The sequence below is a fragment of the Blautia hominis genome (genome assembly GCA_002270465.1).
GTDB classification, from domain to species: Bacteria; Bacillota; Clostridia; order Lachnospirales; family Lachnospiraceae; genus Blautia; species Blautia hominis.
Map to the genome: position 1 here is coordinate 106,760 of NQOF01000008.1, position 16,719 is coordinate 123,478.

A 16,719-nucleotide genomic window follows, 5' to 3' on the forward strand; every position below is an offset into this window, starting at 1 on the left:
GTGACAAAAGAGGTGATATATATGGATGATAAAATTCTGATGGGGTTTGATTTTGGCACCAATGGAGTGAAGGCTGTGGCATATAGTGTGAAACAGGAAAAAGTAGTGATGTCCGCCTATAAAAGTTATCCAGTGGTGACCCCTTATAAGAATCAGGCGGAGCATATACCGAAACAATGGTGGAATGCATTTGTTTGGTGTATAGGCAAACTTTTGGCAGAGAACACTTTTCAAAAGGACCAGGTATCGGCCCTGTGTGTCAGCAGCCACACGCCGACACTTACACCCATAGGAGAGGACGGAGAACCTCTGATGAACGGTATGATATGGGCAGACGGTAGGGCCGTGTCCGAGAGCCTGGAACTGCGAAGAGATTATGGGGAGGAGATCGCTTTGGTGAATCCTGCCTTCATCAGACCATACCATATTATCTCGAAACTTTTCTGGCTGAAAAAGCATAAGAAGGATATTTATGACAGGGCAGTCATGTTTCTGGACTGCAGCAATTACATTACATACAGACTTACCTCACGTTTTACCATTGATCGTTCCATGGCCACAAACTATCATTTCTATAATATCTTTGAAAAAAAGTGGGACAGCGGATTGGCTGAAAAACTACAGATAGATTTGGATTGTTTTCCGGAGGTCTGCGACTGCAATGAGGTAATAGGGTGTATAACGGAAGAAGCAGCTCAGGAGCTGGGCCTGCCTAAACATATCCTGGTGGCGGCAGGTGCTTCAGATACTGCTATGGCTGCGTTGAGTGCGGGTATTTTCAATACAAATCAAATGGCCTATTCCTGCGGGACAGGAAGCAGTGTGGTCATGCTCCGGGAATGCACGGAGAAGGAGACGTATAAGACGGATGACCGGCTGATCACCATTGGGTATGCGGATAAAGATTATATGATGAATATTGGGGTCATGTCCAACACAGGTGGAGCCTTCAAGTGGATGAAGGAGGCGGTCTGTGATATGGAAACCCTGTGTGCAGTGACTTTGCATAAGGATGTGTTTACTGTTATGAGTGACTATGTGACGGAGGCGCCTATCGGAGCAAACGGAATTGTATTTCTTCCGTATCTTGCAGGGGAACTGTCTCCTATCTATAATCCCAACGCCAGGGGTGTATTCTTTGGATTGTCAGGGACATCAACGAAAAAAGAGATGCTCAGAGCGGTAATGGAAGGAACTTGTTATGCAGTCAGGCAGAATGTGGATATTGTGTTGGATGCCCAGGAGATGAAGCCGGATGCCGTCGAGGGAATAGTTGCCACAGGAGGCCCGTGTAAAAGCAGTGCCTGGATGCAGATGCTCAGTGATATCCTGGGCATTCCGGTGACCATACAGGAAAATACAGAGGGTGCAGCTATAGGGGATGTGGTGGTTGCAGGCTGCGCGGCCGGTATATTTTCCAACCTGAAAGAAGGGGCAGGAAAGATGAAGACCATTGGCCGGACATACTTGCCCGATCCTGAAAATCAAAGGCAGTATGAAATAAATTATAAAACGTATTGTGAACTGCAGAAATGTCTGCTTCCCTGCTTTGACTCGCATATGCTGAGACAGAAAAGCAGAGGGACATATCAATTGGAGGAGGAAACGTATGAAGATTGTGTGCATCGGTGACCTGCTCCTTCCACCGGAAATGATGGAAAGGGCTACGGAGAACTTTCAGCGTTATGATGAGAAAAGATATTTTTATTTTGGGCCGAAATCCCATGAGGAGATGCGGATTTACATAAAAAATATGGAGACTGCAGGTTCGCGCTGTGTTCCTGTGCCGGACGATATCATGAGAGAGATAGTGGATGCAGATGTGATTCAGACGCATCAGTGTCCTATTCCTTCGGAGGTGTTTGAAAAGGCAGGACATCTGAAACTGCTGCTGACAAACAGGGGAGGAATTGAAAATATTGATTTGGGAGCCGCCACAAGGGCGGAGGTTCCTGTGCTCGCCAATCCGGCACACAATGCCAATGCCGTAGCTGAGATGACAATAGGTCTGATGATTGCAGAGACAAGAAATATCGGCCGCTGTCATGCATCCATGCGGGTAAACCACCAATGGCTGGAACACTTTCCAAACTTTGGCAGAATCCATGAAATGAAAGGCAGGACAGTGGGACTGATCGGATTTGGAACGATTGGGCGGGCCGTCGCAGAGCTTTTAGCCGCGTTCAAGGTAAAACTGCTGGTCTATGATCCCTATGTGAAGGAGCATGAGATACGGGAAGCAGGAGGGGAGGCAGTCGGCCTGGAGGAACTGTTAAGATGTAGCGATATTGTCTCCATGCATGCAAGGGTGTCTGAGACATCTAAGGGTATGATGGGCCGGGAACAGTTCCGGATAATGAAGAAAACAGCGGTCTTTATTAATACAGCCCGCTCCCCTCTGGTTGATATGGATGCTCTTTATGAGGCGCTTAAAGAACAGTGGATCACCGGGGCGGCCATTGATAACTATGAGGTGGAGCCAGTGCCAAAGGACAGTCCGCTTCTCAATCTGGATAATCTGACATTCAGCTGTCATAAAAGCGGGGATACGGTGGAAGCTTTTGCAGATAGTCCGGCCATGGTCCTGACGCAGGCAGAGCGGTATTTTGCTGGAGAGACACCCAGGTTTCTCATGAACCCGGAAGTGCTGAAAGGGTCAAGGTGATGGAATGCTTTTTTTGGGAATTGACCTGGGAACCCAGGGGACCAGAGGGATTGTGTGTGATGAACGGGGGAAGGTATTTGCACAGGGGACGTGTAATTTTGGAAGTCTGAACACAAGCTGTAAGGAAGGACAATATGAGCAGGCGCCGATCATGTGGTGGAACGCGGTTAAACAGGTTATAACAGAGTGTATGGATAGCCTCCTGCAGACAGGCAGAAAACCTTCACAGATCCGGGCCATCACTATAGACGGGACATCCGGTACAATTGTACTTTTAGACAAAGAGAAACGTCCTCTCAGGGATGCACTCCTTTATAACGATATGCGCGCAGCAGCCCAGGCGGAGAAGATACACAGGTATGCTGGTGAGCTGGAAAAAAAGATGGGATATCTCTTTAACGCTTCCTTTGCCCTGCCGAAAGTTCTTTGGATAAAAGAGGAGGAACCATATGTGTATGAAAAAGCAAGACATATGGTGCATCAATCAGATTACATAGTGGGAATGCTCACAGGCGAATATGGGGTGACAGACTATTCCAATGCGCTGAAAAGCGGGTTTGATCTGAAGGAAGAGGAGTGGCCAAAACTGCTGGATGTACTGGGGCTTGACCGGACGATCTTCCCGTCTGTGATCCCGCCGGGACAGGGTATAGGAACTATTACTAAAAGAGCTGCAGAGGAATTCGGATTGTCGAAAGATACAGTGGTTGCTGCAGGGGCAACAGATGGTTATGTATCTGCCATTTCAACAGGGGCAGTCAGAAGAGGTGACTGGGCATCTGTCATAGGTACAACCATGGTTCTGAAAGGGGTAACAGAAAAGTTGCTCTGTGATGCAGGGGGAAGCAGCTATTCTCATAAACTGCCTTCCGGTGACTGGATGTTCGGGGGCGCTTCCAATATAGGAGGAAGGTGCCTGAACGATTCTTTTGACAAAGAACAGTTTGAGATGTGGAACCGTGGAGTGATGGATGTGATACCCACCAAGGTCATCAGTTATCCGCTCCATGGCCGGGGGGAACGTTTTCCTTTTCTGGACCCGGAAGCAAAAGCATTTGTTCTGGGAGATATCTCGGACCCTCAAATCCACTATGCCGCGTTGATGGAGGGAGTAGCTTATGCAGAGCGGTTTGCATTAGAACATATGCAGCACTGCGGTGCTGCTGTGGGGAATGAGATTTACACAACAGGGGGTGCCTGCAGTTCATCGGAGTGGCTGCAGATTCGGGCAAGTGTGCTGGACAGGGTGCTGAAAGTGCCGGAGCATACAGGGGCCGCCATTGGATGTGCGATCTTGGCGGCATCTGCTTCCTGTTATGGCAGCCTGACAGAGGCGGCCGGACACATGGTATCTTACAGAAAGATCATAGAGCCGGTGCATAGGCTTACTGCAGCATATGATCAGCTTTATCAAAGGGCGTTTCAGGCATATAAAGAAAGGTATCGTGTAACTGTTCGGTAGTGCTGCGCCTTTACTGCGCTGGCCGAAGAACGTATTCAGCCAGGCAATGATCCAACCATTTATATACAGAATAGTTACCAGCTGAAACAGGAATGAACGGCAAAGGAGTGTCACATGAGTATTTATAAAGACTGTGATATACGGGGGATCTACGGAGAAGAATTTGACAAGGAGGATGCGTATCTCATCGGAAAAGCAGTGGGAACTCTGCACAGAGGAAAAACCTTGGTGGTGGGCGGGGATGTCCGCCTTTCCACCCCTGTTTTGAAAAAATATCTTATTCAGGGACTGATGGAAACAGGGATACATGTGTTGGATATAGGATGCGTGACAACACCCATGTTTTACTTTGCTTTAGACGCAGAGTTTTTTCATGCGGCAGCGCCCCAGGGAGGGATCATGGTCACAGCGTCCCATAACCCGGCCAGGTATAATGGGTTTAAAATGATGTTCGGAAACGCCCCGGTGACAGCGGAAGAGATTAAAAAGGTGGAAGAGCTGGTGCATCTGAAAAACTTCTGCACAGGAATCGGGTCCTATGGAACAAGACGCATAGATGGGGAGTATGCGGTCTTTATAGAAAAACACTGCAGAAAAGGCAGACTAAAGATAGTCCTTGACTGCTGTGATGGTGCTGCCAGCAAAATAGTGCCGGACATCATGGAAAAAATGGGCTATGAAGTAATTCCGCTTTACTGCGGAAGTGATGGGAATTTTCCGAACAGGAATCCAAATCCCGCAGAATATGAATGCCTTGCAGACGTTTGTAAAAAAGTTTTGGAAACAGGCGCAGACTTAGGAGCAGCCTATGATGGAGATGGAGACCGAGTGGTTTTTATTGACAACCGGGGACGTTATCTGACCAGTGAGAAAAGTTTTGCTATTTTTATCCGGCATTATCTGAAGGCAGAGACAGGTTCTTTCGTGTATGATCAGAAAAGTGCTTCCCTGGTGAAAAACACAATACTGGCCTACGGCGGAACACCTATTGTGGAGCGGAGCGGATATGGTTTTATTAAACAACGCTTTTTAGAAGCTGAGTCTCTGGCGGCGGGGGAGATCAGCGGACATTTTTTCTTTCATGAAATCGGAAGAGATGACGGGCTCTACGCAACTCTGAAAATGTGCGAAATTATAGAATCGGATGGGAGGAGTCTGGCACAGATGGCAGAAGAATTTCCGGATTCAGTCATTACGGCCGATTTGAGAGTTTTCTGTCCCTATGAGGATCAGGAGAGATGGCTGGAAAAGGCGGCAGAGATGGGAAAGTTTTATCCCATGAGCAGAATGGACGGTGTGCGTATCGAGTTTAGGGATGGCTGGTTCCTGCTCAGAAAATCTGTGACAGAACAGGCCATGACATTTCGGATAGAGGCGTCAGACAAAGAGGCGTTGGGGAGGATAAAAGAGGTCGTGGAGAAGGCAGTACCGGAAATAAAAGAGGCCCTGCCAGAATAGGCCAGGAAGCAGAGGGAACAAAAGAAAATGGAGACTGGAGTCAGTGGAGATACTCACCGCTACTCCAGTCTCCGTTTTGGCATCCTCACATTTTCGCAAGAACCCCAGCCCCCATCACAATTTCAGGGCGCCCATCCACCTCATTTTCAGGCATACATAAAAAGATACTTTTCCGTCCCAGAAAGGGCTGCAGATTTTCCCGGATCCTTTTCTCATCCAACATAACGGCGTCCTTACCCAGCAGGCAGATAACCAGTTTGGATCTGGCATGAAACCGTTTCAGGGTATCAGTCAGGGCATCTAAAGATTTTTTTTCGGGCAGGGTTTCATAACCTTCCAGTCCTCTGCCGAGCTGCAGCATAGAGAGGGGGATTGGTTGGTTTGTGAGTACGCTGTCTGTCTTCCAGTGCAGCAGGTTCAGCCGGACATTCTGGAAGACCTGGCTGTGGGAGCGGAGTAAAGCGGCTGTCTCTTTTGTCACAGATACGGCAGTTTCTTTTGGAAGCGCATAATCCACCACAAATGTCATCTCCAGAATACCACCCGTATAATTATGCGGAACATGAAGGACACGTTCCACGGCATTTTTTGTATTTTTTCGGAATATCAGATCCATTTTCAAGGAACCTCCCATGCAGTTTTCTGTTCTTTGGTCCGGCAGTTGGGAAATTATCCGGACACTCATCATTATACTACATTTTTCGCGGTCTTCAAGTGGCCTTTGACAGACATATGCTGGCAAGAATAAAAGGATTGCGGTTTTGCATCCCTTCCTTTATAATTAAAATGATCGTTACACAGAAAGGTATGATGGCTGTCATGAAGAGCTGGAGAGAAGAAGGGTACGAAATCTTCCTTTGGGGAGAGGAGACAAAAGAACCGGTTCCTGTGATCTGGTGTCATATTTTTTCCCGGGAGGAAGGAGAAAAAATATGGAGCCGGATCACAGAACCCTGCGTTTTTGCCTGTGTATCAGGAAGAGACTGGAACCGGGATTTTTCTCCCTGGAAGGCGGATAAGATCTATGGGAAGGACACGGATTTTTCAGGCGGTGCGGGGGAGTATCTGCAGTATTTTGAACATGTGATTCTTCCGGAAACAGAACATGCCCTTTCTTTTGAAGTAAAAGACAGAGGCATCGTGGGGTATTCCATGGCCGGATTATTTGCCGTATATGCCATGTATCATTCGAAAAAGTTTGGAAGAATCGGAAGCATTTCCGGATCCCTCTGGTTTGACGGCTGGGCGGATCACGCATTGAGCCACACCATGAAAGCGGAAAAGCCGGTCATCTATGTATCTCTTGGCAGCCGGGAGCATAAGGTGCGTAATGCGCGTATGGCTTCTGTGAAAAAGAATACAGAACTTCTGGCTGCTCACTGGGAAAGATCATGTCCGGTCATCCTTGAGAGCAACCCGGGTGGGCATTTTGATGACCCGGAGGGGCGTGTAGCAAGAGGGGTCTCCCGGCTATTGACAGCTGATAAAGCCCCATACTAGGTAAAGCGCCATACTAGTACAGCATTGCGCAAATACCAGTGAATTCAGCACCCGCTATCTACGCCAGGAGCACGCCTGCAAAGCTAGTCGTAGCGCCCACTACGCCGTCGCTTTGCAGACGCACACCTGACGCAGATATCAGGCACTGACTTCACTGGTATTTACGCAATGCTGTACTAGTCCCATGAGAGCGCCTGGCAATGGAAGGCCCTAATACAGAAATACATAAGACAGAGAGGTTTTACACATGGAGAGAGAAGTTCTTGCGGAGGACTTAAAAAAATTATATAAGGCAGGAGATCTGGTAAAAGCTGACTGCGGAGGCTGTCAGGGCTGTTCCGCATGCTGTCAGGGTATGGGGGATTCCATTAAGCTGGACCCGCTTGATGTATACAGGCTGGAAACGAACCTGGGCCTTACCTTTGAGGAACTGATGAACAGCCATATGGAGCTGCATATAACAGAGGGAAGTATTCTGCCCAATCTGAGGATGCAGGGAACAAAAGAGCGCTGTACCTTTTTGAATGAGGAGGGGAGATGCGTTGTCCATGGGTTCCGCCCGGGGCTTTGCCGCCTTTTTCCTCTGGGAAGGTATTATGAGGAGGGCGGGTTTTCCTATTACCTGCAGAGTCAGGAATGTCCAAAGAAAAATAAGACCAAGATCAAGGTGGGCAAATGGCTGGATATGCCGGACTTGAAAAAATATGAGGAGTTTGCCGCAGCATGGCATTTTCTGCTGAAAGATATCCAGAATCTTCTGGAAGAAAACCAGGATGAGCAGCTTACAAAAGAGTTGAATATGTATGTCCTGAATCTTTTTTATACAAAACCGTATGAAAGCGGAGCGGATTTTTATGCACAGTTTGAGGAGCGTCTGGAGCAGATGAGAAAATTGTTGTCAGTGCTGCGGCAGAATGCATGAGACTTCCGGAGCCTGGCTGCTGCCGGGCTTTTTCCTTTCCGTGCAGGAATGGTCTAAGACAAGGAATGGTTTAAGACAGGAGAAACCGCGCTGACTGATGTCGTAAGAATATCCGGGGAGGGATGGCAATATGAATGATGAACTGCAAAAGTGGATACCTACAGATGAGGTGGAAGGATTTCAGGTCTGTCCGGGCCTGTATGGCAACTATGGTGCCACGGTCTTCCAGACAGCCGTTAATTTTACAGTGCATTCCAAAGGGGCTGAATTCTGTGAGCTGCTTCTGTTTCACAGGACCCAGGAGGAGCCTTATGCGGTCCTCAGATTTCCGGAACACTTTAAAATCGGGGATGTTTACTCCATGATGGTATTTGGCCTGGATATCGGGGAGTTCGAGTATGCTTACCGGCTGGGGGGAGTCTGGGACAGGGAAAAAGGTCTGTTGTTTGATGAAAACCATATTCTTCTTGATCCCTATGCGAAGGCGGTGACCGGTCAGAGTGTATGGGGCAAAAAGGTCAATGAAAAGGGGTATCGCGCCAGAGTGGTGAGAAATGATTTTTTCTGGGGCAGGGAAAGACGTCCCCATGTGCCTATGGATGAACTGATCATCTATGAAATGCATGTCCGGGGTTTTACAAAAATGGCAGAAGATGTGGAACATCCCGGAACTTTTGCAGGGATCAAAGAGAAAATCCCCTATCTGAAAGATCTGGGCGTCAATGCGGTGGAGCTTATGCCCATTTTTGAGTTCGACGAACTGCGGGAGCGGAGAATGGTGGATGACAAGCAGGTTATCAATTACTGGGGGTATAATACAGTGGCATTCTTTGCGCCGAATACCAGTTACGCAGCCACGAAAGAATATAACAGGGAAGGGCTGGAGCTGAAGGAGCTGGTGCATGCGTTGCATGAAAACGGAATAGAAGTCATTTTAGATGTGGTGTTTAACCATACCGCAGAGGGAAATGAGAACGGTCCATTTATTTCATTTAAAGGGTTTGACAATAACATTTACTATCTTCTGACCCCGGACGGCCACTATTACAATTTCAGCGGATGTGGCAACACCCTGAACTGCAACCATCCTGTTGTGAGAAGAATGATCCAGGAATGTCTCAGGTACTGGGTGGCGGAATACCATATTGATGGTTTCCGGTTTGATCTGGCATCTATTCTGGGCAGGAATGAGGATGGTTCTCCCATGGAAAAACCGCCTCTTGTGGAGGCGCTGGCTTATGATTCCCTTTTGAGCAGCACAAGGCTTATTGCGGAGGCGTGGGATGCCGGAGGATTGTATCAGGTGGGACAGTTCCCTGCCTTCTGCCGCTGGTCAGAGTGGAACGGAAAGTACAGGGATGACCTGAGGGAGTATCTAAAGGGAGGTCTGTGGGCAGCCCAGGCGGCAGCCATGCGTATAGCAGGCTCCACGGATATTTATAAGCCTCAGATACGCGGCAAAAATGCCTCCGTCAACTTTCTGACCTGTCATGACGGTTTTACCCTTTATGACCTGTACGCCTATAACTGGAAGCACAATGAGGCAAACGGATGGGAGAACCGGGACGGTTCAGATGACAACAGAAGCTGGAACTGCGGCGCAGAGGGGGAGACGGAGGACCCACAGGTCATTGCTCTGAGAATGCGCTTGATAAAAAATGCCTGCGCGGTACTCATGTGCAGCAGGGGTACCCCCATGTTTTATGCAGGGGATGAATTCTGTAATACCCAGTATGGAAACAATAATGCCTACTGCCAGGACAATGAGATATCCTGGATAGACTGGAGCAGGCTGGAAACACACAGGGATGTATATGAATTTTTCCGGTTTATGATCCGTTTTAGAAAAGAGCATAAGAGCATCAGCGGTAATTTGGGCAGTAACCGGTTCGGCCTTCCGGAGATCAGTTTCCACGGGGAACATCCGTGGGTGGAGGGCTTTGGAAAGGAATCCAGGGTTACGGCTGTTATGTTCGCAGGTTATGATGAGAAAAAGGGGAAGGATGATATTGTCTATCTCCTGATCAATGCTTATTGGGAGCCGGTTTCAGTCAGTCTGCCTGAGCTTCCAAAGCCACTGTTCTGGCATGTATCCGTGAATACAGGGGAGGCAGGCGCAGAATGGAAAAAACAGCCGGTCCGTGTGGATGGCGGCAGTGTGCTTGCAGGCTCCAGGAGTGTACTGGTGCTGACCGGATGTGAGTTTTGTACCTTGTAAAGAGAAGGAGACACAAGATGAAATATATAAAACCCCACTACTATGATGCGTTTGTCTGTTTGGCAGGCAGTTGTCCGGCTACCTGCTGCGCGGGATGGCAGATCGTCATTGATGAGGAGTCCTTAGACAGATATGGGAATGTAAAGGGGGATTTTGGCAGCAGGCTGCGAAACTCCATTGACTGGATGGAGGGTACTTTCTGCCAGTATGACGGAAGATGTGCCTTTTTAAATGAGGAGGACCTCTGTGACCTGTACACAGAACTTGGGCCGGAGAGGCTGTGCAGCACCTGCCGGATGTACCCCAGGCATGTGGAGGAGTTTGAGGATTTGAGAGAGCTTTCTCTGACATTATCCTGCCCGGAGGCAGCCGGGATCATTCTGGGGTGCAGGGAGAAGGTGGAGTTCATCTCCTGGGAGACAGAGGAGGAGGATGACTTTGAAGACTTTGATTTCCTTCTTTTTACTAAACTGGAAGATGCCAGAGATGTGGCGTTTGGGATTCTTACAGACAGGGAAAAAGATTTGCGGGTCAGGATGAGGACCGTACTTTTTCTTGCGGAGGAACTTCAGGCTTGTATTGACCGGGAAGAGTTTTTTGAGATGGATGCGGTGATTGAGAAGTACCGTCATTTTCCCGGTACAAAAACAGATCAGACGGGCAGGTATACCCGAAGAAAACAAGGATTTTCCGTGTTTGGAAAACTGGAACAGCTCAGGGCAGAGTGGGGGGAACTGCTGGCGGACGCCTGGGAAAGCTTCTACGGAACAGACGAGGATAAGTATTTGGAGCTGTGCAGGGAATTTGACTGTGCCTATGGATATGAGAGCAGCAGACGCGGGGAGTGGGAGCGCATGGGAGAACAGTTGATGGTCTTCTTTGTATACACTTATTTCTGCGGAGCCGTATATGATGATGCGGTCTATTCCAAAATGGCGCTGGCTGTATTTTCCACGGAATGGATACAGGAGTTTGTCATGCTGAGATGGCTGAAAAAGGGGAAAAAGCTGGAATTTCAGGATGTGACGGAGATTGCTTATCGTTATGCCAGGGAAGTGGAGCATTCGGATTTGAATCTGGAAGTGCTGGAGAGATGGCTGGAGAAAAATAAAACTTGAATCTCCCCTGGGTTTACTTTATGATGAAGTAAGACCAAGAGGGAGACAAAACAAATTATGAAATTTTACCTTGCACCAATGGAGGGGATCACAGGGTACATTTACCGAAATGCCCTGTATGCCTGTTATGATAATATAGACAGATATTTTACACCGTTTATCATGCCAAATCAGAACCGCTGTTTTAATTCCAGGGAGTTAAATGATGTGCTTCCCGCCCATAACCGGGGAATGGATACGATACCCCAGATCCTCACCAATAATGCGGAAGATTTTGTGAAAACAGCGCTTGAACTTCAGAAAATGGGGTATAAAGAGGTCAACCTGAATCTGGGATGCCCGTCCCGGACGGTTGTGACGAAAATGAGGGGCGCGGGATTTTTGGCGGAACAGCAGCTCCTTAAAAAATTTCTCGATGAGATTTTTGACAGGCTGGATATGAAAATTTCCGTAAAGACCAGGATCGGTATGGAGGATGCGGAGGAGTTTTACGAACTGATAGAGATTTACAACAAATATCCTATGGAAGAACTGATCATCCATCCGAGACTGCAGACGGATTATTATAAAAACAAACCGAATCTGGATGTTTTTGCAGATGCCTTGTCCCTGAGCAGGAATAAGATCTGTTACAACGGAGACCTTTTTACCCGGAAGGACTATGAGGCTTTTACTGCCGGGTTTCCCCAGGTGGAGGCTGTGATGCTGGGCAGAGGGGTCCTGACAGACCCGGATCTTGTGGGACATATTACCGGGGGGACACTGCCGGATCAAGAGCGGTTTAAAGGATTTCATGATTTACTCTGTTCAGAGTATGAGAAAGTCATGTCAGGGGACAGAAATGTACTGTTCAAAATGAAAGAACTCTGGTTTTACATGATACATTTGTTTCCGGACAGTGAAAAATACGCAAAGAAAATAAAAAAAGCCCAGCATTTGAGGGAATACAGAGCAGCGGTTGATGCCCTGCTTCGTGACAGAACCATGCAGATGCCCGGCGGAAGTGAGGGATGACCATGAAACTGAGATTGCAGGAAGCGGTACAGGAAAACGAGTATTATTTCAGAGGGTTTGTCAGCATGGCGGATTTGGCGGTGCTGTTTGCGGAGTATCCTTTTGAGGAGGATACATTGGAAAAGGCAGCCATACACAGGCGCAGTATGGAGCGGGGCGTAACCCCGTTTTCCGTGACACTCCGGGCTATGCCGGATACCGGCTGGACGGCAGAGGGAGAAGACCTGGTCTTTAATGATACCCGTTGGGAGATCAGGGATGGAAAAAGCCGGGTGGCTGCTGTCAGCAAAATGGCAGAAGAAAACCTGGCTGATCATGAGGCAGAGGTCAAGATATTCCTGCTTACAAAGGAAAAAATGGAAAACATGGAGCAGAACCGCATCTGACAGAGGAAAAGACAAAAGAAAAATATGGAATACGCATAGTTATACAAGGAAATATGAGCGGAGGAAAGAGTATGGTACATGTATGACGAAGAAAAGAAAACATACACGGGCAGAGTCGACGCTGTGGGTGTTTGTGGTATTGACAGTTTTTCTTGCAGCGGCAGTCATTAATTATAATCAAAAGACAAACCGCCGGATCAGTGAAGAGATTCACGGGACGCTGGAAAGTTATGCACAGCAGCAGGCAGAGCATGTGGGAACCGTGCTTGCCGGCCAGTTCAATTCCCTGAATGCCTTTGCAAGCTATCTGGGACAGGCGGGAATGGAGAATACGGAAACTTTTCTGAGCGCAGCCAATGCCATCAGGAGGACCCAGGAATTTGACCGCATCACAATGGCTGATGTGAATGGAAATGGGATGACAAATGATGGGATACAAAGAAATATTCAAGACCTGACAGAGTTTCAGGAGGCTGTAAAAGGAGAGCAGACGATCTCAGAGCCATTTCTCTCCAGCGTGGAGGACGGGTATCTCTGTGTCCTTCTGGCGGTTCCCATAAACGATCCCCAGGGAGAGATCATAGGTGTACTCTGCGGGTCTTACACAGCAGAACAGTTCGGAACCTTGTTTCTGCATGATAATTTTAAACGGAATGATGCCTGTGTGCTTATCAATGGCCAGGGCGATGTCATAGTGGCGTCACAGGAGGAACGGATCGTAGTAGGGGATAAGAACCTGGAGAACATATTTGAGAAAACACAGGGAGAATCCTTTCTGGACGGCCACTCTGTGGAGGATATGCAGCAGGCGATTCAAAATGGCGAGAAACTGGTATCCCTCATACAGGATGAATCACAGGAATATTATGTGACGCAGACACCGTTTGGGTATAATGGATGGACACTTTTATCCGCCATAAGGCGGAGCGAGGTGGATTCCGCCTATGCTTTTGTCAGAAGCTATGCCGTAAAGCTTAATATTGCTTTTGCCGTATATTTTCTGTTTTGCTTTCTTCTGATGTTTTATCTTTTCCGGTCAGAGAGAAGTTCTTTGAGGGCGCAGACCCAAAAGCTTGTGGAAGAAAAGGAGAAGCTGGAGGTTTCGGAGGAGAGATTCCGGCTTTTGGCAAGGGACTCGGATGTGCTGGTATTTGAGCTTAATTACATGGAACATACATTGGAATTCAATGAAAACTTTGAAAAGATACTGGGGATAAAACCGGACTTCCGGTCCTTTTTAGACGGAAAATGGGTGTATCCTGAGGATGTCAGTGCATTTTCCAGGATACTGCCCCAGTCCAGCAGCAGGAAAGGGGTCATGACCCGGAATATCCGTTTCTGCAACCGGGACGGTGTTTATATCTGGTTTTCCGTTCTCACCAGTATCTTTGCGGATGACAGGGGAAGAGTTGTCCGCATTCTGGGAAAAATGATGGATATTGACGAGAGTATGAGGGAAAAAGAGGCGCTCAGGCTGCGTGCCCAGACAGATTCCATGACAGGGCTCTATAATAAAATGGCCACTGAGGAACTTGTCACCCATGCGCTCAGAAAATATAAGGACAGTGTCTGCGCACTTCTCATTGTGGATATGGATAACTTAAAACGGATCAATGACACACTGGGACATACCCAGGGGGACAGGGCAATCGTGGGATTTGCGGAGGCCCTGCACCGGACCTTCCGGTCTTCCGACATTGTGGGCAGGATTGGCGGGGATGAATTTATGGTGTTTCTTATCAATGTGCAGAGCAGTCAGCAGCTTACGCTTATTTTAGATGCCATTGTAAAGAAATGGGATCTCCTTTACACCGGGGAGAAAGATGACTACCCGGTACACGGCAGCATAGGTGCTGCCCTGACCAACAGCAGTGAGAATTTCCAGGAGCTGTACCGCAAGGCGGATATGGCCCTTTATAAGGCAAAGCGGGGAGGAAAGGGCGGGTATGCCGTCTATTCTCCCCAAATGGAAGAGGAATGAATACAGGCGCCGCGGATATATGCATCCGTGGCGCCTGTGTGTTTGCCGGGGGCTATTTTTTTCTGCTGTCAAAGTAAATAAAATGGTCCACAGCATCCAGGATATCCCGGAAATCCTCCCTGGGAGCCAGATCAATATAGCGTTTCAGCAATTCCTGTTCCTCCGCTTTATAAGGTCCATAGAAAATGTCGAACAGATTGTGGCCCCGCATGTGTATTTTAAATTCTTCCATGTGGTTTTTAAGATCTTCCTCTGTCTGAATTTCAAATCCAAGTATCTCCGTGAGGTGACGCCCGCTCTTGATCTTATAGAGATAGGCTTTCCACTTTTCCAAAAGGATCCTGTAAAAATCCTCTTCTTTTTTAAGGACCCCAATCTGAACCATGACGACGGGATTGAGAAAATAGTTTTCAAAAGAATAGTATTTTAGGATCAGCACATTTTTCGGCATGACTCTGGGAAGACGGTCCACGTCCTCTGAACTTCTGGCCTCATAATAACGGCAGAGCTGGGAGGCCAATTCGGCCCTGTCTTTACCGTCCCCGTCCCGGATCATCAAAAACTGGTCGCGGAGGTAAATTTGGTTCATATATTTCAGATTGGCATAGGTCTTGATATTGGTGCAGCTGTTGGTGGTGATGATGGCAATTCTGGAAAGGCTGCCGTCCGAAGCAGTGATCTCTGAATAGTATTTCCGAAGAAGCAGGGGAAGACGGCTCTTATCCTGCTTGCCTTCCACAATGAAGACAAAGCTCACGTTCATAAGATCACTGGCGTTGAAGCCCAGATCATCTAAGATCCGGTTCATATCTGTCCGTTCCCGCAGTATGGTGTAGTATTGTTCATCCAGAACCACCTGCCGTATCTGGTGGCTGCTGAAGTTAAAGATCATATCCGGAGAATGGGTGGAGAACAGGATCTGATTCTTTTTGGACAGGCGGTACAGGATTTCCCCGGCCTTTTTCTGCAGCTCGGGATGGAGGAAGGTCTCAGGGTCTTTGACCAGGATCACACTGGGGATCCGGTTGCTGTCCTGGGTGTAGGCTTCCAGCAGGGAGAGCATGTAAATGCTGCGCATACCTTCCCCCATATGCTCCACCAAAGTGGCAGTGCTGCGTTTCGTGTTGTAGGCCTCAGCCGTGACGGAACACATTTCGTCAATGTTGCAGCGCATGGTATAGCGGATCTCGTCGAAGCCCCCGTTCCGGTGAAAGCAGGTGTTCACCCGCCTGGCAAAATCCGTCAGGTTCATCTGGCAGAGCTTATATTCCAAAAGCTTTGCGGTCTCAAAGGCAGTCAGATCCTCCGGGCGTTTCTGGTTGATCAGGCCGATGCACTGGAAACAACGGCTGCAGTGTTTGCCGCTCTCGAACAGACACACATCCAGACGCATCCTTTTTAACTGCTCATCCTCCTCAAAGGCCAGTAAATCCTTTTGGAGCGCTTCCAGGCGCCTGTCAGTTCCGATGTAATAAATCTGGGGAAGTACCTGCCGGATATATTTGTTATGCTTTTCATGACCGTCACTCAAACGCTCCTGCCCAAGTACATTGGTGGTGTAAGTGAAAGTCAGATTTCCGTTCTGGTAGGAGGGGAGCTTTCTGCAGAAATCCTCGTACCAGGCAGTATACCTGCGGTAAATACTCACACGCCCATGATGGTGGAGCATCTGCAGGTCTTCCCTGGAGATGGACAGAGACATGGAGATCTCCACTCTTTGTTTTTTCTCGTTGAAATCCCTTTCCCGGACTTGGTAAGAACCGTTCACTGCCCGTATGGCGTCCAGAACAGAGGTTTTTCCAGTATTGTTTTTCCCCACCAGGATCAGGGCATTTTCAATGTCCCGGATTTCCATATCCCGTATGTATTTGAAATTTTTGATATGAAGGCTGTTAATGTGCATAAAAAATCCCCTTTTGTCAGGACGGCTTTCAGGTCCTGTATTGATATATTTTCATTCTATCACGGTAAGGAACGTTCTGAAAGTGGTTTTGA

13 protein-coding genes are annotated in these 16,719 nt (G+C 48.1%); 11 read left to right on the forward strand and 2 right to left on the reverse strand.

The features are described from left to right. The first annotated feature begins 21 nt into the window (after window positions 1-21). The 4 genes from CI595_RS22070 to CI595_RS22085 all read left to right on the forward strand — a co-directional run bounded on the left by CI595_RS22070 (window position 22) and on the right by CI595_RS22085 (window position 5,585). Window positions 22-1,632 (forward strand): xylulokinase, encoded by a 1,611-nt coding sequence (locus CI595_RS22070; protein ID WP_095175777.1) that lies wholly within the window; start codon window positions 22-24, stop codon window positions 1,630-1,632. Further along, a complete protein-coding gene (locus CI595_RS22075; protein ID WP_095175778.1) occupies window positions 1,610-2,665 on the forward strand; it encodes a 2-hydroxyacid dehydrogenase in 1,056 nt (351 codons plus the stop codon). The genes CI595_RS22070 and CI595_RS22075 overlap by 23 nt, the downstream gene beginning before the upstream one ends. 4 nt (window positions 2,666-2,669) lie before the next feature. After that, window positions 2,670-4,127 (forward strand): FGGY-family carbohydrate kinase, encoded by a 1,458-nt coding sequence (locus CI595_RS22080; protein ID WP_095175779.1) that lies wholly within the window; start codon window positions 2,670-2,672, stop codon window positions 4,125-4,127. 114 nt (window positions 4,128-4,241) lie between these two features. After that, window positions 4,242-5,585 (forward strand): phosphomannomutase/phosphoglucomutase, encoded by a 1,344-nt coding sequence (locus CI595_RS22085; RefSeq protein ID WP_095175780.1) that lies wholly within the window; start codon window positions 4,242-4,244, stop codon window positions 5,583-5,585. Window positions 5,586-5,670: 85 nt separating this feature from the next. Here CI595_RS22085 and CI595_RS22090 read toward each other — a convergent pair whose 3' ends face one another. Next, window positions 5,671-6,201 carry a hypothetical protein gene (locus tag CI595_RS22090; RefSeq protein WP_162291945.1) on the reverse strand — a complete coding sequence of 177 codons (531 nt, stop codon included), beginning with the start codon at window positions 6,199-6,201 and terminating at the stop codon, window positions 5,671-5,673. A 203-nt stretch (window positions 6,202-6,404) separates the two neighbouring features. On the opposite strand from CI595_RS22090, the gene CI595_RS22095 reads away from it, so the two are divergent. From CI595_RS22095 to CI595_RS22125, 7 genes are all read left to right on the forward strand, one after another. Then, on the forward strand, window positions 6,405-7,085 hold the full coding sequence (locus tag CI595_RS22095) for an alpha/beta hydrolase-fold protein (RefSeq protein ID WP_162291946.1): 681 nt from the start codon (window positions 6,405-6,407) through the stop codon (window positions 7,083-7,085). Window positions 7,086-7,332: 247 nt separating this feature from the next. Continuing rightward, the gene (locus tag CI595_RS22105) at window positions 7,333-8,007 is read left to right on the forward strand and encodes a YkgJ family cysteine cluster protein (RefSeq protein ID WP_095175783.1); all 675 of its coding nucleotides are present in this window, start codon (window positions 7,333-7,335) and stop codon (window positions 8,005-8,007) included. Between the two features lie 130 nt (window positions 8,008-8,137). After that, a complete protein-coding gene (gene glgX, locus CI595_RS22110; RefSeq protein ID WP_095175784.1) occupies window positions 8,138-10,225 on the forward strand; it encodes a glycogen debranching protein GlgX in 2,088 nt (695 codons plus the stop codon). A gap of 17 nt (window positions 10,226-10,242) precedes the next feature. Further along, entirely contained in the window at window positions 10,243-11,343 is a 1,101-nt protein-coding gene (gene fliB / locus CI595_RS22115) for a flagellin lysine-N-methylase (protein WP_095175785.1), read from the forward strand. A gap of 57 nt (window positions 11,344-11,400) precedes the next feature. Next, complete coding sequence (locus CI595_RS22120) at window positions 11,401-12,357, forward strand: tRNA dihydrouridine synthase (RefSeq protein WP_095175786.1); 957 nt, start codon at window positions 11,401-11,403, stop codon at window positions 12,355-12,357. 2 nt (window positions 12,358-12,359) lie between these two features. Next, the gene (locus tag CI595_RS26280; RefSeq protein ID WP_158661661.1) at window positions 12,360-12,743 is read left to right on the forward strand and encodes a hypothetical protein; all 384 of its coding nucleotides are present in this window, start codon (window positions 12,360-12,362) and stop codon (window positions 12,741-12,743) included. An 82-nt stretch (window positions 12,744-12,825) separates the two neighbouring features. Further along, a complete protein-coding gene (locus CI595_RS22125) occupies window positions 12,826-14,724 on the forward strand; it encodes a sensor domain-containing diguanylate cyclase (RefSeq protein WP_162291947.1) in 1,899 nt (632 codons plus the stop codon). A gap of 52 nt (window positions 14,725-14,776) precedes the next feature. Here CI595_RS22125 and CI595_RS22130 read toward each other — a convergent pair whose 3' ends face one another. Next, window positions 14,777-16,627 (reverse strand): ATP-dependent nuclease, encoded by a 1,851-nt coding sequence (locus tag CI595_RS22130; RefSeq protein WP_095175788.1) that lies wholly within the window; start codon window positions 16,625-16,627, stop codon window positions 14,777-14,779. Between the last annotated feature and the right edge of the window lie 92 nt (window positions 16,628-16,719).

Coding starts and splice junctions, on each gene's coding strand:
- CI595_RS22070 (WP_095175777.1), top strand. CDS start 22: ATGGATGATAAAATTCTGATGGGGTTTGATTTTGGCACCAATGGAGTG.
- CI595_RS22075 (WP_095175778.1), top strand. CDS start 1,610: ATGAAGATTGTGTGCATCGGTGACCTGCTCCTTCCACCGGAAATGATG.
- CI595_RS22080 (WP_095175779.1), top strand. CDS start 2,670: ATGCTTTTTTTGGGAATTGACCTGGGAACCCAGGGGACCAGAGGGATT.
- CI595_RS22085 (WP_095175780.1), top strand. CDS start 4,242: ATGAGTATTTATAAAGACTGTGATATACGGGGGATCTACGGAGAAGAA.
- CI595_RS22090 (WP_162291945.1), bottom strand. CDS start 6,201: ATGGATCTGATATTCCGAAAAAATACAAAAAATGCCGTGGAACGTGTC.
- CI595_RS22095 (WP_162291946.1), top strand. CDS start 6,405: ATGAAGAGCTGGAGAGAAGAAGGGTACGAAATCTTCCTTTGGGGAGAG.
- CI595_RS22105 (WP_095175783.1), top strand. CDS start 7,333: ATGGAGAGAGAAGTTCTTGCGGAGGACTTAAAAAAATTATATAAGGCA.
- glgX (WP_095175784.1), top strand. CDS start 8,138: ATGAATGATGAACTGCAAAAGTGGATACCTACAGATGAGGTGGAAGGA.
- fliB (WP_095175785.1), top strand. CDS start 10,243: ATGAAATATATAAAACCCCACTACTATGATGCGTTTGTCTGTTTGGCA.
- CI595_RS22120 (WP_095175786.1), top strand. CDS start 11,401: ATGAAATTTTACCTTGCACCAATGGAGGGGATCACAGGGTACATTTAC.
- CI595_RS26280 (WP_158661661.1), top strand. CDS start 12,360: ATGAAACTGAGATTGCAGGAAGCGGTACAGGAAAACGAGTATTATTTC.
- CI595_RS22125 (WP_162291947.1), top strand. CDS start 12,826: ATGACGAAGAAAAGAAAACATACACGGGCAGAGTCGACGCTGTGGGTG.
- CI595_RS22130 (WP_095175788.1), bottom strand. CDS start 16,627: ATGCACATTAACAGCCTTCATATCAAAAATTTCAAATACATACGGGAT.